The following is a 22,751-nucleotide window of genomic DNA, read 5'->3' as shown; positions in this document are numbered from 1 at the left end:
TAAACCTCAGAAAAGCTGATTCGCGTCAATGCGGATTGAAAATGGAGGATGGCTTGCAATTGTAGACGGGGCAGAGCGGGTTATCCCTGGTGGGAACATAAGCGCGGCTGGCATAGTCGGAGATGCCGCATTGCCCGCGGCCGGCCACATAGCGGTCGTACAGAACGGGGCCGCCTCGGGACGAAGGATAGCGCAATATTACCGCCCGTTCGGCTGCGACAAGCTGCTGCACCGATGCGCAGGTCTTGCCGAGCGACTCGTAGCGGGAAATCGCCCATGCCGGCCCGGCTACCGTGATCGTCATCAGGACAAGGGCTGCGGCAATGGTCCTCATCGGTGATCCCTCCCAGCGAAAGCGTTCCATCTTAGATAGTCGCGATGCGGGAAATGCCAAGGTGGAGGAATGCTCCCCGTTGTGTGGAAATCGGGCGTTCCGTCGCCGCTGCGGAAAACCGCAGACATTCGAAGCCAACAGGCGATAGCCAAGAACTTGCTTTCAGTTCAATGAAAGGTTGGGCGTGCATGTCTCTCCTGCTTCAGGAGGAAGCGCGTGCCGTGCCGTTGTCAATCGGCGCCGGTACACAATTGGAGAGGAGAACTTCATGCGTGCATCCAGCATTCTTAGATATTCGACGGCTTTTTCCATTGCGATAGCCGCAGCCGGATTTGCTGCCACTGCCGCCAACGCCGCTGACAAGATTTCCATCATGGTGGGCGGTTACGAAAAGCAGATCTATCTGCCGGCAAAGCTTACCGAAGGGCTCGGCTATTTCAAGGAGCAGGGGCTTAACGTCGAACTTCTCAACGAGCCGGCCGGCGTCGATGCGGAAAACGAAATGCTCGCAGGCGCCGTCCAGGGCGTCGTCGGCTTCTACGACCATTGCATCGACCTTCAGGGCAAGGGCAAGTTCGTCGAATCCGTCGTGCAGTTCAGCCAGGCGCCTGGCGAAGTCGAGCTGGTGTCGGCCAAGCATCCGGAAATCAAATCTCCCGCTGACTTCAAGGGCAAGAGCCTCGGCGTCACCGGCCTTGGTTCCTCGACCAACTTCCTGACGCAGTATCTGGCCATCAAGGCCGGCCTGAAGCTGGGGGAATTCACCTCCGTTCCGGTTGGTGCCGGCCAGACCTTTATCGCCGCCATGCAACAGGATGCCATTCAGGCCGGCATGACGACGGAGCCGACAGTCTCGCGTCTCCTGAAGACCGGCGAAGCCAAGGTTCTCATCGATATGCGCACGATGGCCGGGACGAGGGCCGCCCTGGGTGGAACCTATCCCGCTGCGTCTCTTTATATGCAGGAGTCGTGGGTCAAGGATCACAAGGATGAGGTGCAGAAGCTTGCGAATGCTTTCGTCAAGACGCTGCATTTCATCAACACGCATTCAGCCGCCGAGATCGCCGACAAGATGCCGAAAGACTTCTATGTCGGCGACAAGGAAGGCTATGTGAAGGCGCTTGAAAACGGCAAGGCGATGTTCACGCCCGATGGCGTGATGCCGGAAGACGGTCCGAAAACCGTTCTTGCCGTGCTTTCCGAGTTCTCCAAGAACGTGCAGGGCAAGGCGATCGATCTGTCGAAGACCTACACGACGGAATTCGTCAAAAACGCCAAATAGTGCGCCGTAGCATTTCCGGCGCCGGCGGCATATCGAGCCGCCGGCGTCCGCGTTAATAAAATCGCAATGTTCCCTCGCAGGGTTGCGCACTGAAAGCTGACTGAAAGGTTGCCCGCGCTAGTCTCGTTGAGCTTCGTGGAGGAAGCGCCTTTCCAGAGCGTCGTGTGGCGCAAGAATAAAACAGGAGGAGACATTGATGCGTCCATCGCGCACGTTTTTTCATACCGTAGCCCTTTCCCTCGTCATGACAGCTGCTTCCCTTGCAGCCACGGCCGCCAATGCTGCCGACAAGATTTCCATCATGGTGGGCGGCTACGAAAAGCAGATCTATCTGCCGGCCAAGCTTGCCGAAGGGCTTGGTTACTTCAAGGATGAAGGTCTCGAGGTCGAGCTTCTCAACGAATCCGCCGGCGTCGACGCCGAAAACCAGCTGCTGGCAGGCGCCGTTCAGGGCGTCGTCGGTTTCTACGACCACTGCGTCGACCTGCAAGCCAAGGGCAAGTTCATCAAATCGGTCGTGCAGTTCAGTCAGGCACCCGGCGAAGTCGAGCTGGTTTCGGCCAAATATCCCGATATCAAGTCCTTCGCCGACCTGAAGGGCAAGCGCGCCGGCGTCACCGGCCTCGGCTCGTCGACGAACTTCCTGACGCTTTACATGGCGTCGAAGGCAGGCCTCTCGCCGGCTGACATCACGCCTGTTCCGGTCGGCGCCGGTCAGACTTTCATCGCCGCCATGCAGCAGGACGCCATCCAGGTGGGCATGACCACCGAGCCGACGATTTCGCGACTGCTCAAGACCGGCGAAGCGAAGATCCTCGTCGATCTGCGCACGCTGAAGGGCACCGAAGAGGCGCTTGGCGGTACCTATCCGGCGGCCTCGCTCTATATGGATGCCGCATGGGTCGACGCTCATAAGGAAGAAGTGCAGAAGCTCGCGAACGCTTTCGTCAAGACGCTGCGCTTCATCCATACGCATTCCGCCGCTGAAATTGCCGAGAAGATGCCGAAGGACTTCTACGTCGGTGACAAGGACGGCTACATCAAGGCTCTCGACGCCGGCAAGGAAATGTTCACCGCCGACGGCGTGATGCCGGAAGATGGTCCGAAGACCGTTCTCGCCGTGCTCTCGCAGTTCTCCAAGAACGTCAAGGGCAAGACGATCGACCTGTCGAAGACCTACACGACGGAATTCGTGAAGAACGTCAAGTAAACAGTCAGAACGCCGCTTCCGGCCAGTTTTCAGGCAGGTTCCGGAAGCGGCAGTTCAAGAGACTTTGCAGTTCCACTGGGCTTTGCGTGCACGCCCTGAAGGCACGCGTCAGGATCAGCACCATGCAACAGGATGAAAGCCGCACCCCGGCGATAGAGCTCATCAATGTCAGCCGCCGTTTCGTATCGCCGACCGGCAAGTCGCTGACCGCACTGCGCGATTTCAACATGACCGTCGAGCGCGGCGAATTCGTCGCCGTTGTCGGGCCGACGGGCTGCGGCAAGTCGACGACGCTCAACCTCGTCACCGGCCTTGCCAAGCCGAGCGCCGGCGAAGTCCGCCTGATGGTGGCCCGGTCAACGGCATCGACCGGCGCGTCGGCTTCGCCTTCCAGACGGATGCGCTCTTCCCCTGGCAGAATGTTATCGAAAACGTCATGGCCGGCCCGCTGTTCCGCGGCAAGTCGAAGGCCGAGGCCGAGAAGATGGCCAAGGACTGGCTTGCCCGTGTCGGTCTTTCCAAGTTTCTGCATCACTATCCGCATCAGCTCTCGGGCGGCATGCGCAAGCGCGTCTCGCTGGCGCAGACCTTCATCAACGAGCCGGAAATCCTGCTGATGGACGAGCCCTTCTCGGCGCTCGACGTGCAGACCCGCACGGTCATGCATGAAGAACTGCTGAAGCTCTGGGCCGAACGCCAGGCTTCCGTCGTCTTCGTGACGCACGATCTCGAAGAAGCCGTTGCGCTCGCCGACAAGGTCTATGTGCTGACGGCCGGCCCGGCGACGGTCAAATCGGTCTACACGATCGACCTGCCGCGCCCGCGCGTCGTCTCGGAGATCCGCTACGAGCAGAACTTCATCGATTATTGCAAGACGATCTGGGACGACCTGCGTGAAGAGGTCGAAACCAGCTATCGCCGTGCCGCGGAAGCGGCATAAGGGAGGATTGATCATGGCAAATACAGCTCTCGAAGCAGGCAATGCTCCGATCTTCCGCGCCGGCACCTCGGACGCGGAAATCGAAGCCGCAGCGCTGAAGGCGCTCGCTCATCGCAAGTATGTCGTCAAGGCATGGCAGATCGGCATTTTGCTTGCCATCCTCGGCATCTGGCAGCTCGCCTCCGACCTGCACTGGATCGATCCGTTCTTCTATTCGAGCCCATACGGGATCGCACTGCGCCTCTGGGAGTGGATCACCGAGGGCACCGAGAGCGGCTCGCTCTGGTATCACCTCGGCGTCACCATGGAAGAAGCTCTGATCGGCTTCATCATCGGCTCGGTGACCGGCGTCCTTGTCGGCGTCGCCCTTGGCCGCAACAAGCTGGCTTCCGACATCCTCTCGATCTACATCAAGGCGATCAACTCGATCCCGCGCGTCGTTCTCGCGCCGATTTTCGTAATGATCATGGGTCTCGGCCTGGCGTCGAAGGTGGCGCTGGCCTTTATCATGGTGTTCTTCGTCGTGTTCGCCAATGCCTTCCAGGGCGTTCGCGAAGCCGACCGCAACATGATCGCCAATGCCCGCATTCTCGGCGCTTCCAACTGGCGGGTGACCCGCAACGTCATCCTGCCGTCAGCAATGAGCTGGATTTTTGCAAGCCTGCATATCTCCTTCTCCTTCGCCATCATCGGCGCGATCGTTGGCGAGTTCGTGGGATCGCTGGCCGGCATCGGCTACCTGATCTCGATCGCCAAGGGCACCTATGATGCCGCCGGCCTCTATGCCGCGATCATCCTGGTGATGGTCGTCACGCTCGGCGCCGAATATGTGATGACGCTCATCGAAAACCGCATCACCCGCTGGCGTCCGCAGCAGAGCCTCGACACGCACTAAACGTTGATTTTCTGGTACCTCCCAAGGCCAGGGGCCGGGCGTTTCGCCCGGCCTTTTTTGTTGTCGGGTACAAGGAGCTCCCTCTCCCCGCTTGCGGGGAGAGGGCTGGGGTGAGGGGCCGCGGACTATCGATTTGAGGATGAGTAGCGATTGGTTTTGCTGCAAGCGTCGCTGGCAAGATATTTCTATAAGTTTCGCGAACAGCCCCTCACCCTAACCCTCTCCCCGCGCGCGGGGAGAGGGGACTATCTCGCAACAGCCGCACTTCACCACGCTCAAACAGCCGGCAGCCGCACGCGGACCAGCAGGCCGCCACCCGTCGCCTCGCCAAGCGTGACAGAGCCGCCGGCGCCGTCGACGACTTCGCGGACGATGGCGAGACCGAGGCCACTTCCCTCTGGCTCCGTGCCTATGATGCGATAGAAGCGCTCGAAGACCTGGGCGCGTTCCGCTTCGGGGATGCCAGGGCCGTTGTCCTCGACCCATAGCAGGGCGGTATCGCCGTCGCGGCCGACGCCGACCGTCACGCGACCGCCCGCCTGCGTGTAGCGCAGTGCATTATCGACGAGATTGACCAGCATTTCACGCAGCATGGTGCCGTCGCCCTCGATATGAACCGCCGTATCATCCGCCTCGAGCCCGAGATCGATATTCCGGCGCAGGGCTTCCTCGGCGAGGGTTTCCAGCACACGCCGGGCGGTTTCCGCCAGATCTATGGTGTCGTTTCGCGGTCGGCGGCTGCCGGGTTCGGCACGCGAGAGTGTCAGAAGCTGGCTCGCAAGCCGCGTTACCTGCCGCGTGCTCGAACGTAATGCGGTCAGCGCCTCGTCACGCCTGTTATTGTCCGTTTCGCGTGCAGCAAAACTTGCCTGGGTCGAGATCAGGGCAAGCGGTGTCCGCAGTTGATGAGCGGCGTTCGAGACGAAGCGGCGCTGCGCCGCCATCTGGTTCTGCACCCGCTCCATGTGATCATTGAGGGCGTGGACGAGCGGCCGAAGCTCGTTCTGCACCATGTGAGGGTCCAGCGGATCGAGACGCTGGCGGCCACGCTCGCGCACGGCGTCGCGCAGGCGCAGCACGGGCGCAAGTCCGCGCTGCAGGCCGATGATGGTGACGAGCCCGGCAAGCAGGACAAGCGCGAGCTGCTTGGTGAAATCGGACAGCCACAGCCTGCGGCGCATGGCATATTGGCTGTTATGAGTAACAGCAACGGCGACGGAAATCGTGCTGTCCTGATCAAGGCCAACAACCGGGTGGCTCAGCGTGAGTACACGCACGCCGTCGGTCCGAAACGTCATGTCCTCGCCGATCAGATCCCGCTTCGGCCGTGGCAGGTCGGGAAAACCGGCGATGAGGCTCCCCCATGCCGTGACCACCTGATAAAAAACGCGGTCGCCATAGCCGGTATCGAACATTTCCAGCGCAGCCGGGGGAATATCGATCTGCACGGTGCCGCTTCCGTCGACATGCGTCGCTTCCGCGATGACGCGGGCGGAGGCGAGCAGCGTACGGTCGGTGACAAGATCGGCCGTCGCATCGGCGGAACGGAAGCTTAGATAAAGGTTGATGCAGATCGCGCCGATCAGGGTCAATACGACCCAGGCAAACAGCTGCGCGCGAAGACTGCTCGCTACCCCGCCGAGGGCGCGGCTTACAAGGCCTTTGGGTGGTGCAGCCTCATCATTGCGCATGGCGAAGGAGATAACCCAGGCCGCGCAGCGTCGCGATCTGCACGGAGCTGCCTTCGAGCTTCTTGCGGACGCGATGCACATAGATCTCGATGGCGCTGGTGTCGGCGAGATCGTCGAAGCCGAAGACGCTTTCCGAGAGCGTCGCCTTTGTAACGGTCGTGCCTGCCTTCATGATCAGGTGTTCGAGCACCGCGTGCTCGCGCGGTGTCAGCGCCAGGGATTCTCCGGCCAGAGAGAATTGCCGAGTGCCGCCATCGAACACCAGATCACCGACGGCGATCTCCGGAGCGGCGCGGTCGTGGCCGCGGCGGACCGCCGCGCGTATGCGCGCTTCGAGCTCGGCAATTTCGAAAGGTTTCGCCAGATAATCGTCGGCGCCGCTGTCGAGGCCGGCAACGCGGCCGTCGAGGCTGGCATTGGCGGTCAGGATGATGACCGGCACTTTGTTGCCGCTCTGGCGCAGTCGCTTCAGCAGAGTCAGCCCGTCCATCTTCGGCAGCGACAGATCGAGGATGACGATGGCGTAAGCTGCGACTTTCAGCATGTGCTCGGCATCTTCGCCGTCATAGGCAATATCGACGACATACTGCGCCTGACGCAGCGCCTTGCCGAGCCAGGACGCCAGTTCGCGGTTGTCTTCGACGATCAGGAGCCTCATGGCGCGACTATACAGCAAGTGTCGGATATGGCGAATATTTCCGGCGGTTTTCCAGCCTGTACGTCATCGGTTGGCGAGCCGCAAACCCATCTCCCGGACCTCTCGCAAATAGACCTTGCGCGCATAGGGCGGGGTCAGATTGTGATCGGCTTCGGGAATGACGGTGAGGCGTATGTCCGGAAAATGCTTTAATCCGACACCGTTCTCGCCGAACTCGTCATGCAGATGATCGAGCCCGATATCGTGGGCGCTGTAGATCAGGGACATATCGACGCCACGCTTGGCAAGCGTGCGGAAACCACCCAGCACTGGTCCTTGAGCCGCAGCGAAGATGGGCAACGCACCGAGCAGGTGGCGTACCGTTCGTATCGCCCGCCGACCGAGCCCGGTCGCCATATTGCATATGGCGCTCCTTGCATCGACTTGGCCGCCGAAGAGCCGCTTCAGCGTTTCCATCTGCAGGAGTTTGCGCCCATAGGTTTCCAGCGATCGGGGAGCAAAGCGCAGGGCTTCATCGACCGATCGGCTCTCGTCCCAATGGAAGCTGTAGGGATTGACGGTGATGAGGCCGCGGCAGCGCGTATCGCGCAATGCTGCCTGAAAGGCGAGATAGCCACCGCTGCAACGCCCGACCACATAGGTTGGTAGTAGAGCCCGTCTCTCCAGCAGGTCCAGTGCCTCTGCGACATCGAGATGCTGTTCGCGGGAATAGAGCACCTGCTCGGGGGCGCCGGAAAGCGGCGGGCTGTCGCCGACATTGGCCGTATCGAAACGCAGCGAGGCAATGCCGTCGCCGGCAAGCGAGCGCGCCATGGTGACCGACATACGACCCCAGCCGGCGTGCCTGTCATAGGCCGTCGTAAGGAGCAGCGCGGTCGCGCCGGTGCGCACACCTTCGGGCTCGCAGAGAATGCCGAACAGGCGGTTGTCCGCGCCGAAACGCAGCGGCGTTTCGCGAAAGCCTTCGCCGATGAGAGGTTCCGCGAGGGGCGGCGTAAGTTCGGTCGATGTGGCCTCACCGGTTTTAGCGGCTACCGACTGCACCCATTCGACTATTTTCCGGCCGGTTTCGGTCGGCATGGTGGCGATGGTCGGGTTCGAGACGAGATCGTCGTAACCTTCGTAGGAAGTTTCAGTGACCTCGGGGCCGAGCGTTTCGAGATGGTGCGCGAAGTCGGAGTCTCCGGGGCGGCCCGGGCGCGTCAGCACCAGGCAATTCGGCGTCGCGAGCCGATCCAGTGCCATGAGGTTCAGCTTCTTCACTGCATCGGCCGCGCTATCGGGCATCCGGAGGCTTGCGACGGTGACGCCCTCCGTCTGGCGCTGCGCTTCGGCAAGCCCCATGCTCTCATCGATCATCTTCGACCAGACGGTCAGTTCGCGAAGATAGGCACGACCTGAGACGACGGGTGCAAGAAAGGCGATGCCGTCGATGCCGGCAAGCCGCTCGGCGAGAGCGGCGGCGATGGTTCCGCCAAGCCCTTGGCTGACGAGGATCAGCCGCTCGCAGCCGGAAAGCGCCTTCAGCTTTGCTGCTGCCGCGAGAGCGGTTTCATGCCACGGCTCCAGACCTTTGCCTTCATCGGTCAGATCTAGCGCATCGCCCGTGCCGGCGTAATCGAAGCGAAGGCTCGATATGCCGATATCGGCGAGATCCTCAGCCAGAATCCGCCAGAACTTGCGGACGCACATCTCCTCGAAACCCCAGGGGCTGAGAAACAAGACAGCGCTACCGCGCGAGGGTGTGACGGCGGAGGTAAACAAGCCGACCGTGCCGGCAAAGGTTACCGGGATGGCTGCGGATCTTGTCTGCCCTTGCTTGCCCTGCTTTTCGGCGGCTCCCCAACCAGCCATGCTAGTCTCCTCACATTCGGCGCGGCGCTAATAGAGCCAGAGCCTGAGTGGCAATCGGATTTATGCGTGCAGGCAATCGCGTCGCGATCTTCTGCATGACATCGATATCTTCGGCTGGAACGGCTTTCAGCAGTCTGAGCGCAATGCCATAGGCCAGCGCGCCGGCGATGATGGCGCCTACGAGGCCTGCGACACCGGTCAGCGCCTGAACGAAACCATAGGCTGCAACCGCGCACACAATGGCAGCAACCGTGACTTTTGCAAGGTTGATGAGCATACCGCGCGTCGATCCTTCGAATTCCATGCGGCGTACCGTCATCAGGCACAGGGCGACAAAGGTGAGCAGGCGAACAAGTGCGGCACCCTCGCCTCCGTAGAAGGGCACGGCGACTGCGCAGCCGACGACCATGACGAAGCTGGCGACGACGCCGATGACGGTGCGTTCGCGCACGCGATCCAGCGAATAGAGATATTGCGTGCAGATCTGCATGAAGACGTAGGGCACGGCAGTCAGGGACAGCAGCGCCACCATGCCGCCGCTCGGCGCAAAGGCTGGGCCGAAGATCGTCACGACAAGTTCCGGCGAGATGGCTGCCAGACCGAAACTCATCGGCAGGGTGATATAGGCAATGCTGCGCGCCACGCCGGCGAAGACCTCGACCGGCAGCTTGTCCGATTCCCTCGCGTGCATCTGCTCGGAATAATAGGGCAAGAGGCTACCGCTCAACTGCACCGGCAGCTGCAGCGCCAGGTTGGCGAGCGACAGGCCGACGGCGTAAAAGCCGACCGCTTCGATGCCCCAGTAACGCTGCAGGAACAAAAGCTCGATGCGGTTGAGGAAGATCGAGCTGTTGATGAGTTCGATCGAGAGAATGAGCGACGAACTGGCGAGAGCGGAAAGGCCGACACCGCAGCTGTTCTTGCGGGCAATCGCGATTCTGAGCGTCGCGATGAACATCGGCAGCTGGCCGATCGCATAGCCGGCAAGTGCGCCGCTGACGCCAAAGAAGATCGCTCCCGCAAGGACGGTAACCAGCTGCAGCGCCGAGCTTATCAAGGTGATACGCAGGAACGCGCTGACCCGCTGTTCGCCGATCAGATAGTTTTTGCTATAGGCGCCAAGAGACTGAAGAACGAAGAAGACGCCTGTTATGGCAATGACTTCAGATGCATCGCCCGCCCAGTGCAAACGCTCCGTATCCCAATAATAGGCGACATAGCCGGCGAGCAGGATGACGGTTGCGAGAATCGTCGGCTGCAGAAGGTAAGCGGCAAAGCCCAGCCGCTCTTCCGTCGAATAGCCGTTTCCCTTCAGCTGCGGCAGGACGCGCAGCAGGGTAACGCCGGCGCCGAGCTCGGCGACGAGCGCGCCTGTTGTCGTCAGCCACAGGGAGAAGGCGATGATGCCGTTGGCCTCCGGGCCAAGCAGACGCGCCGCGATGATCGAACAGGCAAAGCCGGTCGCAAGCAGGGTCAATCCCGCCGCGGCGTTCAAAACCGAATTTGCCATTATGCTCTTCGTCATGAAGATTGACCGTTCCTCAAATTGCCGGAACCTATACACATATCCGGCTCTTCGTGGAGATAGCGTCAGCTCTATTTCATATGCCTTAATATTTAGGGTTTAATGCTGCCATAAGTTCGTTTTTTACTTCGGCTAATATTCTTTCTCTCTGATATTGGCCGCTCCAAGGCTTGTGCGGAGGGTTTCATTGTTCAGCCTCATCGTCTGCACGATCGATCGGTTCGATCAGCTGGAGCGGTTGTTCCATTCGCTGGTGGGGCAGAGTCATAAGGATTTCGAGGTCATCGTCGTCGATCAGAATGCCGACGACCGGCTGCGGGCGCTGATCGACAGCTTCTCCTCTTCCTTCACGATCCGTCACATCCGTTCGCCGAAGGGACTTTCGCGAGCGCGCAACAATGGCGTGGCCGTCGCGGCAGGCGATTACATCTGCTTTCCCGATGATGATTGCTGGTATGAGGCCGATACGCTTTCGATGGCCGCGGCGCTGTTTTCGGTGCATCCCGAGCTTGCGATCGTCACCGGGCGCACGCTCGATGCCGAGGGGCTTGCTTCCGTCAGCCCGACAGGCGAGACGCGGCTGGCGCTGACGCGCTGGAACTATCTGAAGTGCGGCAATTCCAATGGTATCTTCGTGCGCCGCGCCGCATTGGCTGATATCGGCGGCTTCGACGAGAATCTTGGGGTCGGCTCGGAATCGCCGTTCCAGAGCGGCGAGGAGGCGGATTTCCTGCTGCGCGCGCTTGCCGCCGGCAGGCAAGCGATGTTCTTTCCCGAGCTCATCGTCCACCACGATCAAGTCACAAGCGAGTATGGGCCGCGGCAGGTTGAGCGGGCGCGCAAATATGGGCGCGGCTTCGGCGCTCTGATGCGCAAGCAGGCGTTTCCGCTATATTATGTCGGCTACCGGCTGTTTCGTCCCGTCGCCGGCTGGCTGGCGGCGCTGGCGCGTTTCAACGTCGATGCGGCACGCTACAAGCGCGCCTGGCTGATGGGTATTCTGGAAGGTTATGCGGCCTGGCCGCGTTGGCGCAGAGGCTGAGGCGATTTGCCTCTCGGCGTCAGCGCGTCGGCATAGACATCCATGTAGCGTTGGGCGACTTCATTCCAGGCATAGGCGCGGGCGTCCCGCAACAATTCCTGCCGCAGGCTCAGATCGTCGGCCTCTAGGCGCTCGAAGGCTTCGGTCAGCGCATCGGCGGCTGCTTCCGGATTTGCGAAATCTGCGAGCATGAGGGCCGGATGGGTCTCGGCCATCGCCTTGTAGGCCTCATTGGTGTTCAGCACCGGCAGCAATCCGGCGCTCATCGCCTCGATCGCCACCAGGCCGAAGCCTTCATATTCTGAAGCTGAAGCGAAGAGCGAGGCGCGGGCGATGATGTTGCGGATCGAGCCTTCGTCGATCGACACATGCAGAGCAACATTGCGCGCCAGATTGCGGGCGGCAATTTCCTTTTCCATCGTAACACGGTCGAGATCAGACTCGGCGCCGACAATATCGAGGTGCCAGTCGTCATGGCGGGCCGCCAGCACCTTCATGACGTCGAGAAGATGATCGAGCCGTTTGTTGATCGAGAAACGGCCGATGGTGACGACGCGGCGGCGCGCTTCCAGCGCAGCGCAATTTGAAAACTTGCTGACGTCGGCGCCGTTTTCGATCAAGTGCACGCGGCTGTCGGCGATCTGGGAAAAGAGGCGGGCGTCGGACTGGCTGCAACAGATGAGAGAGGCATAGCCGAACGCGGACAGCCGCGTTGCGGTATTGAACCAGACCTTCTTGATGGCTGCATATTTCTGCGTATGGAAGAAGCCGCCATGCGTGGTCGCGACCATGGGGCGTCCATGCAGGAGCTTGCCCCATGCCAGTGCATCGAAGAAGAAGTCGACGGCATGGACATGAATGAGGTCGGCATCGGCCAGATGGCGGAAGACCTTGGGTGCCAACGGATAGCGGCTGGAGCCGGACCAGGGAATGCGGACGATTTCGATGCCGTCGATCGTTTCGCTTTCCGGCAGGTGGCGGCCGGGATCGGAAAACAGGCTGTTGCAGGTGACGACGCGCACGCGATAGCCGCGGGAAACCAGCTGGCGGCAGAGGTTGGCAACGACGTCTTCCAGGCCGCCCTTGTTCGGCAGGAACTGACGCACGACATGCACGATCAGCGGCCCGGCCTGCTTGTTTGCCTGAATATCCGCAACAGCCGATGTCATCGATCCACCCTCGACCCCTATGCCGCGCCATGCACCGGCAATCCGGCGCTGCAGCGCGCCGCCCGTTGATCAGTCGGCAAAGCAGATCATCGGGTCGGTTAAAAAGGGTTTAATCGCAGGCGGAAAGCCGAGCGGTTTCGGGCAAGAGGGTTAATAGCGGGGCGTTAGGTGGCAGAAAGGTCGAGCTTGTCAGGTGAATATGACAATGCTGGACCAGTGTGCCCGGCCCCTCACCCTAACCCTCTCCCCGGATTGCGGGGAGAGGGGACTGCTTCGGCGTTTGCTGCGTCCTTTTTGTTTAGCCCACGAAACTCAATGAACTCCCTCTCCCCGTCAAAACGGGGAGAGGGCTGGGGTGAGGGGCAATTTCCAATGAGACGATGTATTGCGACCCGAAATCCGGATCTCTCAAAACGCTCGGAAGGTTAGCGTCGTCAGCGAGCGGACGATGCCGGGGATATTGGCGATGTGGTCGTTGATGAACTTGCCGATATCCTGCTCTTCGGCAATGTAGACCTTCATCAGGAGGTCGTAGTCGCCGCTGGTGGAATACAGTTCCGAAACCAGCTCCGTCTGGTAGATGGCGTCCGCGACCTCGTAGGTCTTGCCGGGGGCGCATTGGAGCTGAACGAAAATGGGCTTCATGAGAATGTCCTGCTTTTGCCTGCGACCGCAATGGCGGCCGGTTTTTCTCTATCATGGTCGAAAGCGCCCTCGCCATGCAAGTTTTTCTCCAGAGCCGATGATTTTTTGGCATCATGCCATGTCCATCGGATGTCGCTCTTGCCGCTTCCGCAATTTCGAGCATGGCGCTAGATTGGTGCCATTAGCTCTCTCGATTGGACCGATTTCATGCTGAATGACCCGCGCTCCCACGGTCTTTGGGAAAAGACCGCCCCGCTTCCGCCATCAACGAAGCCACTTTCCGGGGAGGTATCCACCGATGTTGTGGTGGTCGGCGGCGGCTATACCGGTCTTTCGACGGCGCTTCACCTGGCGGAAGCCGGCACCAGTGTCGTGCTGCTGGAAGCCAATGAAATCGGCTTTGGCGGGGCGGGGCGCAACGTCGGTCTCATCAATGCCGGCATGTGGGTGATGCCGGACGATCTACCGGGCGAACTCGGCGCCGTCCACGGCGAGCGGCTGCTCGATCTGCTCGGCAATGGGCCGAAGCTGGTGATGGAACTGATCGACAAGCACGGGATCGCCTGCGAGCTTGAGCGCAACGGTACGCTGCATTGCGCCGTCGGGCCGGAGGGGCTGAAGGAAATCGAGGAGCGCGCCCGGCAATGGGAAAAGCGCGGTGCGCCGGTCACCGTGCTGGATGCGCGGGAGACGGAGCGCCGCGTCGGCAGTTCGGCCTATGCGGGGGCACTGCTCGACATGCGCGCCGGCACGCTGCAGCCGCTTGCCTATGCGCGCGGCCTTGCCCATGCCGTGGTCAACGCCGGCGTTACCATTCACACCGGTAGCCGCGTGACATCGACGGAAAGAAGCGGAGCGAAATGGGTGGTTTCGACCGATGGCGGCAAGGTCAGCGCCGACTGGATCGTGGTGGCCACGGACGCTTACAGCACCGGCCCGTGGGAAAAGGTTCGGAACGAACAGGTGCATCTGCCCTATTTCAATTTCGCCACCGTCCCCCTCGGCGACAACTTGCGCAAATCCGTGCTGCCCGGGCGCGAGGGGGCTTGGGATACGAAAGAAGTGCTCTCGTCCTTCCGCATGGATCAGGCCGGCCGGCTCGTTTTCGGCAGCGTCGGTGCGCTGCGCAACACCGGTCTTGCCATTCACAAGAACTGGGCTCGGCGGTCGATCAAAAAGCTGTTTCCGCAGCTCGGCGATATCCCGTTCGAATGCGAATGGTATGGCAAGATCGGCATGACCGACAATGCGCTGCCCCGTTTCCACAAGCTGGATCAGAATGTCGTCGGCTTCTCCGGCTATAATGGCCGCGGCATCGCGCCGGGCACGGTGTTCGGCAAGGTGCTTGCCGGCCATATTCTCGGGCAGATTTCCGAGGCTGATCTGCCGCTGCCGGTGACCGATATCGTCGAGCCGAGCTTCAGGGCGGCAAAGGAAATGTGGTACGAGGCGGGCGCCCAGGCCGCGCATTTCGTCGGCGCCAGAGTCTAAGGCAATTCCGAGAACCAACATTGAGGGAAGAGGAAACAAGATGACCGCGACATCAGATCTTGCTGCCGAAACCAAGGTTATATTGACGGAGCTCGGCGTATCGACCGATCGCTACATCGGCGGAACGCTTGCCGTCACCTCTCCTGTGACCGGCGCCGAAATTGGCCGGCTGAAGGAGCATTCGGCCGGTGAGGCGAAGGCGGCAATCGCGGCGGCGCACGCGGCGTTTCTGTCCTGGCGTAATGTGCCGGCGCCGAAGCGCGGCGAGCTGATCCGCCTCCTCGGCGAAGAGCTGCGCGCCGGCAAAGCCGCCCTTGGCCGGCTCGTCTCGATTGAAGTGGGCAAGATCACTTCTGAAGGTCTTGGCGAGGTGCAGGAGATGATCGATATCTGCGACTTCGCTGTGGGACTCTCGCGTCAGCTTTATGGCCTGACCATCGCCACCGAGCGCTCCGAGCACCGGATGATGGAAAGCTGGCATCCGCTTGGCGCGATCGGCATCATCTCGGCCTTCAATTTCCCCGTCGCCGTCTGGTCATGGAATGCGGCGCTTGCCATCGTCTGCGGCAATTCCACCATCTGGAAACCGTCGGAAAAGACGCCGCTGACGGCGCTTGCCGTACAGGCTCTGTTTGAAAAGGCACTGAAGCGCTATGTCGCCGAGGGCGGCGAGGCGCCGGCCAATCTTTCGACGCTGTTGATCGGCGGTCGCGAGCTCGGTGAGCTTTTGGTCGATCATCCGCAGGTGCCGCTGGTCTCGGCAACCGGATCGACCGCCATGGGCCGCGCGGTCGGTCCACGTCTTGCCGGGCGTTTCGCCCGCGCCATCCTCGAGCTTGGCGGCAACAATGCCGCGATCGTCTGCCCGACGGCCGATCTCGACCTTACCCTGCGCGGCGTTGCCTTTTCCGCGATGGGTACGGCCGGCCAGCGCTGCACGACGCTGCGCCGACTTTTCGTTCATGACAGCGTCTATGATCAGCTCGTTCCGCGCCTACAGAAGGCCTATGGTTCGGTGACGATCGGCAATCCGCTTGAACCCGGCACTTTGGTCGGCCCGCTGATCGACAAACATGCTTTCGACGGCATGCAGGCAGCGCTTGCCGCTGCAAAGGCGGCCCGCGGAAAGGTCACCGGCGGCGAACGCGTCGAAAACGGTTCAGCCGATGCCTTCTATGTTCGCCCGGCTCTCGTCGAAATGCCGGAGCAGACCGGTCCCGTCGAGCAGGAAACCTTCGCGCCGATTCTCTATGTGATGAAATACAGCGATTTCGATAAAGCGCTGGCGCTGCATAATGCCGTGCCGCAGGGTCTGTCCTCCTCCATCTTCACCAATGACATGCGCGAGGCCGAGACGTTTGTGTCCGCGCGCGGCTCGGATTGCGGCATTGCCAACGTCAATCTCGGCCCCTCTGGCGCCGAGATCGGCGGCGCATTCGGCGGTGAGAAGGAAACCGGCGGCGGCCGCGAGTCCGGCTCGGATGCCTGGAAGGCCTATATGCGCCGGGCGACCAACACGATCAATTACGGCCGCACGCTGCCGCTGGCGCAGGGCGTCAAGTTCGAGGTGGCGTAATGGCACTTTGCTGCGTTGCGATGGGGCGGATGAGGGCGTAGAAGGTCCTTACCCCCTCATCTTGTTCAGGAACTTGTCTCATGCACCTGTCGCTTGCCGAAGCCGAAACGCTTGTTGTGGCGGCTCTGCGGCGAAACAAGGTGAGTGATGCGAATGCCCGCTCGGTGGCGGTTGCGCTCGTCGCGGCGGAGGCCGCCGGGCAGAGTGGTCATGGGCTGCGGCGCGTGCCTGCCTATGCCGGACAGGCCAAGGTTGGTAAGGTCGATGGCTTCGCTCAACCGCAGCTCAGCCGGCCTTCTCCTGCCGTGCTGCGCATCGATGCCGGCAACGGCTATGCCTATCCCGCGCTCGACCTTGCCGTTGCCGAGCTTCCGGCTGTCGCCCGCGAGCAGGGTATTGCACTTGCAGCCATCAGCCGTTCGCATCATGCTGGCGTCATGGGCCTGACGGTCGAGCGTTTTGCCGATCAAGGGCTGGTGGCGCTGATGGTCGCCAATGCGCCGGCCTCTATGGCGCCCTGGGGCGGCAAGACGCCTGTTTTCGGTACCAACCCGATCGCTTTCGCCGCACCGCTTCCTGGCGACGAGCCTGTTGTCATCGACCTCGCGCTGTCCAAGGTGGCGCGCGGAAAGGTGATGGCGGCGCGGCAGCAGGGCGCTTCGATCCCCGCGGACTGGGCTTTCGATCGCGAGGGCAGGCCGACCACGGATGCCGAAGAGGCTCTGGCCGGGACGATGGTCCCGGCCGGCGATGTCAAGGGTGCGGCACTTGCCTTCATGGTCGAAATTCTGGCGGCTGGCCTGACCGGCGCCAACTACGCTTTCGAGGCTTCCTCGCTCTTCGACGACAAAGGCGCTCCGCCGGCACTCGGGCACACAATCATTGCCATCAATCCGGAGGCGACGAGTGCGGTGGATACGGCACTACGGCTGGCCTTGCTGGCAGGAGAAATCACCCGCGATCCGAATGTTCGCCTGCCCGGCCGGCGCGGGCAAAGCGCACGGCGTCTTGCGCTAAGCGAGGGTATCGATGTCGAGGACGAAGTGATTGCCGCGATAAAGAGGCTTTGAGGGGCTGAGATGATGGTCGGGTGAGTATGTCTTTGTCGTGCACTCAGACACGGGCCCCTCACCCTAGCCCTCGCCCCGCCTGCGGGGAGAGGGCTAGGGTGAGGGGCCAGACAGGCATTGGCTGTGTTGACAGAGACATTTGATGGCCACCGCGATCGGCAGATCAAGCGATGGCAGGCTTTGCCTTCTTTTCGTCCAGCCAGCCGCCGGTGAAGCCGGCGCGTTCGAGGCCGGTGCGGAGGATCGGAGATTGCCGCATCAGGTCCCAGATCATGCCGGTACGAGCGTTTTCGATCATCATGACCAGCAGCCCCTGGTCGATCGCCACCGAGCGGTCGTCCACCCATCCTTCCGGGCCGGGTCCTTTCACGCTCGGATTGAAGCCGCCAGGGAAGCGGCCGTCGAGCAGCAGGTTGGGATAGGTCGAAAGCAGCGCCCGCGTGCCATCGAGCGCCGCTTCGCGGTCGAACGGCAGGCAGGATAGCGGTCCCCATGGAGCGATGGTGCCGTCATCAGGACCCAGCGGCGCGCCGCGGGCGGCATAGCCGAAGACTTTCGGGGCATAGCGCAGGCTATGTTTGGTGCCAGTCGGATTCGGGCCGTCACAGGCGGAAAGGCCCCAGATGTCCTTCGTATAGCCGACGAAATGGCCGGGATTGCGCTCGGTGTAATCGCGCTGCACCGCAATTGCCGCCTGGGTATTGCGGAAGTAATCCGTGTCCTTGTCGGCGACGTGCTTGTCGCGGATGTCACGGAAATCGATCCAGGCATGCGAGAAGAGGTGGATGAACAGCGGCCCGGCATAGAGAAAGGGCGCGTCCTTGAACATCATCCAAGTATAGGTCGAGGCAAAGGCGTCGTAGCTGGAGGATGGGATCGCATGTGTCGGCGAGGCGAGCGCCAGCAAATAGAGGAAAATCGCCTCGTCATAGCCCTGGTAGCGCCAGCGCAGGAAGCCGCTGGCCGGTTTCCAGCCCATGCTGATGGTCTGGCCCTTGTTCAAGGCCCAATGCCAGTCGCAACGCTCATAGAGAAATTTCGCCTGCTTGCGGAGATCGCGCTCGACCTGGCTGTTTCCGGTGAAATAGGCGGCGGCTGTCAAGACGCCGAGCAGCAGCAGACCGGTATCGATGGTCGAAAGCTCGCTGTTCCAGGCGCGCTTGCCGGTTTCCATGTAAAGGAAGTGATAATAGAAACCGCGATGGCCGGTGGCGCCGCGTTCGGTGCCCTGCTGGCTGTTGGCAAAGAAATCGAGGGCGGCCAACACCCGTTTTGCCGCATCGGCGCGGCTGATCCAGCCGCGCTCGACGGCCACCGGATAACTCGATAGCGCGAAGCCGACGGCGGCAATGCTGCAATGGCTCGTCTTGATCGACGTATCCGCCACCAGTCCGTTTTCCGGATTGGTATAGAGCATGAAATAGTCGAACGCCGAGCGTTGCAATTGGTCGATCAGCGCGTCGTCGGTTTCGTTTACCTGCTGCAGCATCTTCTATCCATCTCCTCGATGCTCCCATTCCCTGCTGAACATGGGAGCTTGGATAGTTGCAAATCAAAGATGATTAACGATGACATACTTTTGTGGAGGATTCTTTAATATCAGTGGGTTGTTGAGGTAGTCATCCCCAACATCGAGAGGCTGGAGATGCCCTTTCCAGGCGATTTTCGCGGAGATCGCTAGCAAAAGTGGAGGAATAGCTAATGGTACGAGCGCAGTCGGCGAGGGCGAAGCATCGATAGTTCAGTGATTCGCGTCAATGAAATGGCTTTAGCCGAGGGCAGTTTCCAGCCTGTGCTTCAGCCGCGCCAAGGTTCTGCCAAATACCGTCTCATCTTCAAGGGCTCTGGCAAGCGTCAACGCGCCCTGAATGCCGATGACAGCTTCTTCAGCGAGCATTTTCGCCTCGGCACCCGGCACGCCGCCCCTGAGCAAAGCGCCACAAAGCGCCTCGATCCAATGATGAAAGTAGCCTCGGATGGCGGTGGAAAAGCGGTCGCGTGTTTCGTCCAGCGCAAAGGCGCCGATCAGGCAGACGCGGTGGCCGGAGCGGAAATAGCTATCCGTTGTCTCCCACATGCGGGCGATGGCGGCACGCGGCTCTTCCTCTTCGAGCGGCCTGAACATTTCCGTGACGAACCATGCGTCGATATTGGCCATGACCTCGGCGGCCATCTGTTCCTTGCCGCCCGGAAAGAAGTGATAGAGGCTGCCCTTGGACAGTTTGGTACGGGCGGTGATTTCGCTCATCGACGCGCCCTCGTAGCCGAGCTCGCGAAAGACTTCGGCAACGAGGGCAATGGCATCGGATTTTTCGAAGACGCTGCGCACCATCTTAAAGGCCGAGGTCGGAGAGGCCCGGATGATCGTCCGGCCGGCGGCCGAGCGGCCAGTGGAATTTCCGGTCCTCTTCCCTGATGGGCATGTCGTTGATGGAGGCGAAACGGCGTTGCATCAGGCCGTCAGCGTCGAATTCCCAGTTCTCGTTGCCGTATGAGCGGAACCAATGGCCGCTGTCGTCATGCCATTCATAGGCAAAGCGCACAGCGATGCGATTGCCCTCGAAGGCCCAGAGTTCCTTGATCAGCCGATAATCCAGTTCGCGTGCCCATTTGCGCGTCAGGAATTCGACGATTTCCCTGCGACCGCGGGGGAATTCGGCACGGTTCCGCCACTGGCTGTCCTCCGTGTAGACTTTGGAGACACGCTCCGGATCGCGGCTGTTCCACCCGTCCTCGGCCATGCGGACCTTGGCGATTGCGGTTTCGGCGGTGAAAGGCGGGGCGAGAGGGGTCGGCATGGTGTACTCCTTTTAAACCGATTTGTCGGTTATAGACCGATCGGTTTAGAAGATCAAGTGCCGTGATATGCCGGGTGATGGACTCAATGGGCGAATTTTCGTGCTCCGGCGACGCAGGCGACGACGGCGAGAGTCACTATGAGCATCGACCAGCTGACACTTTCCTTGAGGAGGGCTGCGGCGAGCCCGAAGCCGAAGAAGGGCTGCAGGAATTGCAGCTGGCCGACGGCTGCGATACCGCCCTGGGCGAGCCCGCGATACCAGAAGATAAAGCCAATCAGCATGCTGAAAAGCGAAACATAGATCAGGCCGAGCCAGGCAGGACCGCCGATGCCGTCAATGCTGTGCGGCATGGTCATGATGCAGAGCGCGATAGTGACGGGCAGGGACAGGACGAGAGCCCAGCAGATGACCTGCCAGCCGCCCAGCCGGCGTGAGAGCACGGCACCTTCGGCATAGCCAAGGCCACAGACGATCACGGCTGCAAGCATCAGGAGATCGCCGACCGGCGAGGCCGATACGCCCTGCGCCAGCGCGTAGCTGCAGACCAGCGCACTGCCGAGGATGGAGAATATCCAGAAGGCCGGGCGCGGCCGCTCGCCGCCACGCAGCACGCCGAATATCGCGGTCGCTAGCGGCAGCAGGCCGATGAAGACGATCGAATGGGCTGATGTGACATGCTTCAGCGCCAATGCCGTCAAGAGCGGAAAGCCGACGACGCAGCCGAGGGCGACGATGACGAGCGAGGTGATGTCGCCGCGGGTCGGACGCTTCTCACGAAAAGTGAGCAGCAGGCCAAGACCCAGAAGGCCGGCGATTACGGCTCGGGCAACGGTCAGGAACAGAGGGTCGAAATCCATCACGGCCACCCGCGTCGCCGGCAGAGAGCCGCTGAAGATCACTACTCCCGTCAAACCGTAGATCCATCCTGTCGTCGTCTTGTCCATGGCGCATGCTCCTTCGTGATATTCGCGGGTATCGGCGTATTTGTCTGGCCGAACCAGAGACGGTGCAGTACAATCTGTGAAAACTGTTATGGTTGAAGGTGCAGTACGGATGGATAATCTCTCGATGACCGGCGCTGCCGGCACGACCCGGATCGAAGGCGTGATGGCGGCGATATCAGAGCGCATCGCTGGGCGCAGCCTTGTACCCGGTGCTCGGCTTCCCTCCGTGCGCAGTTTTGCCAAGACGATGCAGGTGTCGGTTTCGACCGTTGTGGAGGCCTATGAACGGCTTGCGGCCGAGGGTGTGATCCGCTCGCGGCCGGGATCCGGCTTCTATGTCTGCGGGCCGCTGCCGCCCTTGTCGCTCTCCGAAACGGGAGCGAAATCGGGCCGCAATGTCGATCCGCTGTGGATCTCGCGGCAATCGCTCGAAGTCGGCGACGACGCGCTGAAACCGGGCTGCGGCTGGCTGCCGCCTTCATGGCTGCCGCAGGCGGCCCTGCGCAAGGCGATGCGAACGCTGGCACGCGGCGATATCGGAGTGCTTGCGAACTACGGGACACCGCTCGGCCTGCCGCCATTGCGGCAGCTGCTCGCCCGCCGCCTGGGCGAACATGGAATCAACGTGCCCCCGGATCAGATCATGCTGACGGAATCGGGCACGCAGGCGATCGATCTTCTCTGCCGATTCCTGCTGGAACCCGGCGATACCGTCGTGGTCGACGATCCCTGCTACTTCAATTTCCATGCCCTGCTGCGCGCGCATCGCGCCAAAGTCGTTTCCGTGCCTTTCACACCGACTGGGCCGGATGTCGAGCTGTTCGGCCAAGTGCTCGAACGGTACAAGCCGCGGCTCTACATTACCAATTCCGCCATTCACAATCCGACCGGTGCGGCGCTTTCCCCCGTCACGGCGCATCGGCTGCTGAAGCTGGCGGATGCTTCCGGGCTCATCATCATCGAGGATGATATTTTCGCCGATTTCGAGCAGGTGCCGGCGCCGCGTCTGGCCGCCTATGACGGATTGGACCGGGTGATCCATATCGGCAGTTTCTCGAAAACGCTTTCGGCCTCCATCCGCTGCGGCTTCATCGCCGCCAAGCCCGAGTGGATCGACGATCTCGTCGATCTCAAGGTCGCCAGCAGCTTCAGCTGCGGGCAAGTGTCGGCCGAGCTCGTCTATCTCGCGCTGAAGGATGGAAGTTATCGCAAGCATGTCGAGGCGCTGCGCGTCCGGCTTGCAAAGGCGATGGATGAGGTTGCGGCCCGGCTGGAAGCGATCGGTATCGTCCCGTGGCTCAAGCCGCATGCGGGCATGTTTCTCTGGTGCAGGCTTCCGGAAGGGCTTGATGCCGCCGACCTTGCCCGTGCTTGCCTCGCGGAAGGGGTCGTCCTCGCCCCGGGCAATGTTTTCAGCCTGTCGGAGACAGCGGGCCGTTTCATGCGGTTCAACGTTGCACAATCGGCCGATCCCCGGATCTTCGACGTGCTGGAAGCGTCCATGCGAAAGCTGCGGGCGATACGCAAGGATGCCGCTGCGAGCGGCCTTACGGCAGCCCAGAGGTTTACCGGCGACACGAGCATGTCCTGACCGGCGGGTTTCCACCGTGGCGGCCGCTCCTGT

Annotated in this window: 20 protein-coding genes and 1 pseudogene; 9 read left to right on the top strand and 12 right to left on the bottom strand. The window is 61.4% G+C overall.

Features of this window, described 5'->3' with window-relative positions; translation table 11 throughout:
* Positions 1–25 precede the first annotated feature (25 nt).
* A complete protein-coding gene (locus ACK83U_RS15300; RefSeq protein ID WP_112606626.1) occupies positions 26–334 on the bottom strand; it encodes a hypothetical protein in 309 nt (102 codons plus the stop codon).
* Between the two features lie 268 nt (positions 335–602).
* Here ACK83U_RS15300 and ACK83U_RS15295 point away from each other — a divergent pair, with 268 nt between their 5' ends.
* Together ACK83U_RS15295 and ACK83U_RS15290 are read left to right on the top strand one after the other, a co-directional pair.
* The gene (locus ACK83U_RS15295; RefSeq protein WP_112606624.1) at positions 603–1,616 is read left to right on the top strand and encodes an ABC transporter substrate-binding protein; all 1,014 of its coding nucleotides are present in this window, start codon (positions 603–605) and stop codon (positions 1,614–1,616) included.
* Between the two features lie 196 nt (positions 1,617–1,812).
* Positions 1,813–2,826, top strand: a complete 1,014-nt coding sequence (locus ACK83U_RS15290; protein ID WP_015341541.1) for an ABC transporter substrate-binding protein — start codon at positions 1,813–1,815, stop codon at positions 2,824–2,826.
* 4 nt (positions 2,827–2,830) lie between these two features.
* Here the strand turns inward: ACK83U_RS15290 and ACK83U_RS15285 are convergent, their stop codons facing one another.
* Entirely contained in the window at positions 2,831–3,124 is a 294-nt protein-coding gene (locus ACK83U_RS15285; RefSeq protein ID WP_412474881.1) for a hypothetical protein, read from the bottom strand.
* Between ACK83U_RS15285 and ACK83U_RS15280 the strand changes: the two are divergent.
* Both ACK83U_RS15280 and ACK83U_RS15275 read left to right on the top strand, forming a co-directional pair.
* Positions 3,054–3,766: pseudogene (locus ACK83U_RS15280) on the top strand (ABC transporter ATP-binding protein). The gene ACK83U_RS15285 and the pseudogene ACK83U_RS15280 sit on opposite strands and share 71 nt — an antisense overlap.
* 13 nt (positions 3,767–3,779) lie before the next feature.
* Positions 3,780–4,661 (top strand): ABC transporter permease, encoded by an 882-nt coding sequence (locus tag ACK83U_RS15275; RefSeq protein WP_112606622.1) that lies wholly within the window; start codon positions 3,780–3,782, stop codon positions 4,659–4,661.
* A gap of 275 nt (positions 4,662–4,936) precedes the next feature.
* Here the strand turns inward: ACK83U_RS15275 and ACK83U_RS15270 are convergent, their stop codons facing one another.
* The 4 genes from ACK83U_RS15270 to ACK83U_RS15255 form a co-directional block, all read right to left on the bottom strand.
* The gene (locus tag ACK83U_RS15270; RefSeq protein ID WP_112606620.1) at positions 4,937–6,352 is read right to left on the bottom strand and encodes a sensor histidine kinase; all 1,416 of its coding nucleotides are present in this window, start codon (positions 6,350–6,352) and stop codon (positions 4,937–4,939) included.
* The gene (locus ACK83U_RS15265; RefSeq protein ID WP_015341537.1) at positions 6,342–7,010 is read right to left on the bottom strand and encodes a response regulator; all 669 of its coding nucleotides are present in this window, start codon (positions 7,008–7,010) and stop codon (positions 6,342–6,344) included. Before ACK83U_RS15265 ends, ACK83U_RS15270 begins: the two co-directional genes overlap by 11 nt.
* Before the next feature lie 63 nt (positions 7,011–7,073).
* Positions 7,074–8,864 carry an alpha/beta fold hydrolase gene (locus ACK83U_RS15260; protein WP_112606618.1) on the bottom strand — a complete coding sequence of 597 codons (1,791 nt, stop codon included), beginning with the start codon at positions 8,862–8,864 and terminating at the stop codon, positions 7,074–7,076.
* A gap of 10 nt (positions 8,865–8,874) precedes the next feature.
* On the bottom strand, positions 8,875–10,389 hold the full coding sequence (locus ACK83U_RS15255) for a polysaccharide biosynthesis C-terminal domain-containing protein (protein ID WP_112606616.1): 1,515 nt from the start codon (positions 10,387–10,389) through the stop codon (positions 8,875–8,877).
* A gap of 187 nt (positions 10,390–10,576) precedes the next feature.
* On the opposite strand from ACK83U_RS15255, the gene ACK83U_RS15250 reads away from it, so the two are divergent.
* Positions 10,577–11,431 (top strand): glycosyltransferase family A protein, encoded by an 855-nt coding sequence (locus ACK83U_RS15250; RefSeq protein ID WP_112606614.1) that lies wholly within the window; start codon positions 10,577–10,579, stop codon positions 11,429–11,431.
* Here the strand turns inward: ACK83U_RS15250 and ACK83U_RS15245 are convergent.
* Complete coding sequence (locus ACK83U_RS15245; protein ID WP_112606612.1) at positions 11,398–12,600, bottom strand: glycosyltransferase family 4 protein; 1,203 nt, start codon at positions 12,598–12,600, stop codon at positions 11,398–11,400. The two genes, ACK83U_RS15250 and ACK83U_RS15245, sit on opposite strands and share 34 nt — an antisense overlap.
* Before the next feature lie 408 nt (positions 12,601–13,008).
* A complete protein-coding gene (locus ACK83U_RS15240; protein WP_015341532.1) occupies positions 13,009–13,245 on the bottom strand; it encodes an Lrp/AsnC ligand binding domain-containing protein in 237 nt (78 codons plus the stop codon).
* A gap of 207 nt (positions 13,246–13,452) precedes the next feature.
* Here ACK83U_RS15240 and ACK83U_RS15235 point away from each other — a divergent pair, with 207 nt between their 5' ends.
* From ACK83U_RS15235 to ACK83U_RS15225, 3 genes are all read left to right on the top strand, one after another.
* Entirely contained in the window at positions 13,453–14,736 is a 1,284-nt protein-coding gene (locus ACK83U_RS15235) for an NAD(P)/FAD-dependent oxidoreductase (RefSeq protein ID WP_112606610.1), read from the top strand.
* A gap of 40 nt (positions 14,737–14,776) precedes the next feature.
* Positions 14,777–16,312 (top strand): aldehyde dehydrogenase family protein, encoded by a 1,536-nt coding sequence (locus tag ACK83U_RS15230; protein ID WP_112606608.1) that lies wholly within the window; start codon positions 14,777–14,779, stop codon positions 16,310–16,312.
* Positions 16,313–16,392: 80 nt separating this feature from the next.
* A complete protein-coding gene (locus tag ACK83U_RS15225) occupies positions 16,393–17,382 on the top strand; it encodes an Ldh family oxidoreductase (RefSeq protein WP_112606606.1) in 990 nt (329 codons plus the stop codon).
* Between the two features lie 163 nt (positions 17,383–17,545).
* On the opposite strand, the gene ACK83U_RS15220 is transcribed toward ACK83U_RS15225, so the two are convergent.
* The 4 genes from ACK83U_RS15220 to ACK83U_RS15205 all read right to left on the bottom strand — a co-directional run bounded on the left by ACK83U_RS15220 (position 17,546) and on the right by ACK83U_RS15205 (position 21,127).
* On the bottom strand, positions 17,546–18,871 hold the full coding sequence (locus ACK83U_RS15220) for a glucoamylase family protein (protein ID WP_112606604.1): 1,326 nt from the start codon (positions 18,869–18,871) through the stop codon (positions 17,546–17,548).
* 279 nt (positions 18,872–19,150) lie between these two features.
* The gene (locus tag ACK83U_RS15215; protein ID WP_112336272.1) at positions 19,151–19,714 is read right to left on the bottom strand and encodes a TetR/AcrR family transcriptional regulator; all 564 of its coding nucleotides are present in this window, start codon (positions 19,712–19,714) and stop codon (positions 19,151–19,153) included.
* Position 19,715: 1 nt separating this feature from the next.
* The gene (locus ACK83U_RS15210) at positions 19,716–20,180 is read right to left on the bottom strand and encodes a nuclear transport factor 2 family protein (RefSeq protein ID WP_112606602.1); all 465 of its coding nucleotides are present in this window, start codon (positions 20,178–20,180) and stop codon (positions 19,716–19,718) included.
* An 83-nt stretch (positions 20,181–20,263) separates the two neighbouring features.
* Positions 20,264–21,127 carry a DMT family transporter gene (locus ACK83U_RS15205; protein WP_112606600.1) on the bottom strand — a complete coding sequence of 288 codons (864 nt, stop codon included), beginning with the start codon at positions 21,125–21,127 and terminating at the stop codon, positions 20,264–20,266.
* An 88-nt stretch (positions 21,128–21,215) separates the two neighbouring features.
* Between ACK83U_RS15205 and ACK83U_RS15200 the strand changes: the two genes are divergently transcribed.
* Positions 21,216–22,718 carry a PLP-dependent aminotransferase family protein gene (locus ACK83U_RS15200; protein WP_412474674.1) on the top strand — a complete coding sequence of 501 codons (1,503 nt, stop codon included), beginning with the start codon at positions 21,216–21,218 and terminating at the stop codon, positions 22,716–22,718.
* The last annotated feature ends 33 nt before the right edge of the window (positions 22,719–22,751 follow it).

The sequence above is a fragment of the Rhizobium sp. WW22 genome, from assembly GCF_047041135.1.
Lineage (GTDB): Bacteria > Pseudomonadota > Alphaproteobacteria > Rhizobiales > Rhizobiaceae > Rhizobium.
This window is presented reverse-complemented; position numbering and strand designations above follow the sequence as displayed.

What these genes read in the sequence shown, in the direction of transcription:
- ACK83U_RS15300 (WP_112606626.1), bottom strand. Translation starts at nt 334, where the DNA reads ATGAGGACCATTGCCGCAGCCCTTGTCCTGATGACGATCACGGTAGCC.
- ACK83U_RS15295 (WP_112606624.1), top strand. Translation starts at nt 603, where the DNA reads ATGCGTGCATCCAGCATTCTTAGATATTCGACGGCTTTTTCCATTGCG.
- ACK83U_RS15290 (WP_015341541.1), top strand. Translation starts at nt 1,813, where the DNA reads ATGCGTCCATCGCGCACGTTTTTTCATACCGTAGCCCTTTCCCTCGTC.
- ACK83U_RS15275 (WP_112606622.1), top strand. Translation starts at nt 3,780, where the DNA reads ATGGCAAATACAGCTCTCGAAGCAGGCAATGCTCCGATCTTCCGCGCC.
- ACK83U_RS15270 (WP_112606620.1), bottom strand. Translation starts at nt 6,352, where the DNA reads ATGCGCAATGATGAGGCTGCACCACCCAAAGGCCTTGTAAGCCGCGCC.
- ACK83U_RS15265 (WP_015341537.1), bottom strand. Translation starts at nt 7,010, where the DNA reads ATGAGGCTCCTGATCGTCGAAGACAACCGCGAACTGGCGTCCTGGCTC.
- ACK83U_RS15260 (WP_112606618.1), bottom strand. Translation starts at nt 8,864, where the DNA reads ATGGCTGGTTGGGGAGCCGCCGAAAAGCAGGGCAAGCAAGGGCAGACA.
- ACK83U_RS15255 (WP_112606616.1), bottom strand. Translation starts at nt 10,389, where the DNA reads ATGACGAAGAGCATAATGGCAAATTCGGTTTTGAACGCCGCGGCGGGA.
- ACK83U_RS15245 (WP_112606612.1), bottom strand. Translation starts at nt 12,600, where the DNA reads ATGACATCGGCTGTTGCGGATATTCAGGCAAACAAGCAGGCCGGGCCG.
- ACK83U_RS15240 (WP_015341532.1), bottom strand. Translation starts at nt 13,245, where the DNA reads ATGAAGCCCATTTTCGTTCAGCTCCAATGCGCCCCCGGCAAGACCTAC.
- ACK83U_RS15235 (WP_112606610.1), top strand. Translation starts at nt 13,453, where the DNA reads ATGCTGAATGACCCGCGCTCCCACGGTCTTTGGGAAAAGACCGCCCCG.
- ACK83U_RS15230 (WP_112606608.1), top strand. Translation starts at nt 14,777, where the DNA reads ATGACCGCGACATCAGATCTTGCTGCCGAAACCAAGGTTATATTGACG.
- ACK83U_RS15225 (WP_112606606.1), top strand. Translation starts at nt 16,393, where the DNA reads ATGCACCTGTCGCTTGCCGAAGCCGAAACGCTTGTTGTGGCGGCTCTG.
- ACK83U_RS15220 (WP_112606604.1), bottom strand. Translation starts at nt 18,871, where the DNA reads ATGCTGCAGCAGGTAAACGAAACCGACGACGCGCTGATCGACCAATTG.
- ACK83U_RS15215 (WP_112336272.1), bottom strand. Translation starts at nt 19,714, where the DNA reads ATGGTGCGCAGCGTCTTCGAAAAATCCGATGCCATTGCCCTCGTTGCC.
- ACK83U_RS15210 (WP_112606602.1), bottom strand. Translation starts at nt 20,180, where the DNA reads ATGCCGACCCCTCTCGCCCCGCCTTTCACCGCCGAAACCGCAATCGCC.
- ACK83U_RS15205 (WP_112606600.1), bottom strand. Translation starts at nt 21,127, where the DNA reads ATGGACAAGACGACGACAGGATGGATCTACGGTTTGACGGGAGTAGTG.
- ACK83U_RS15200 (WP_412474674.1), top strand. Translation starts at nt 21,216, where the DNA reads ATGGTTGAAGGTGCAGTACGGATGGATAATCTCTCGATGACCGGCGCT.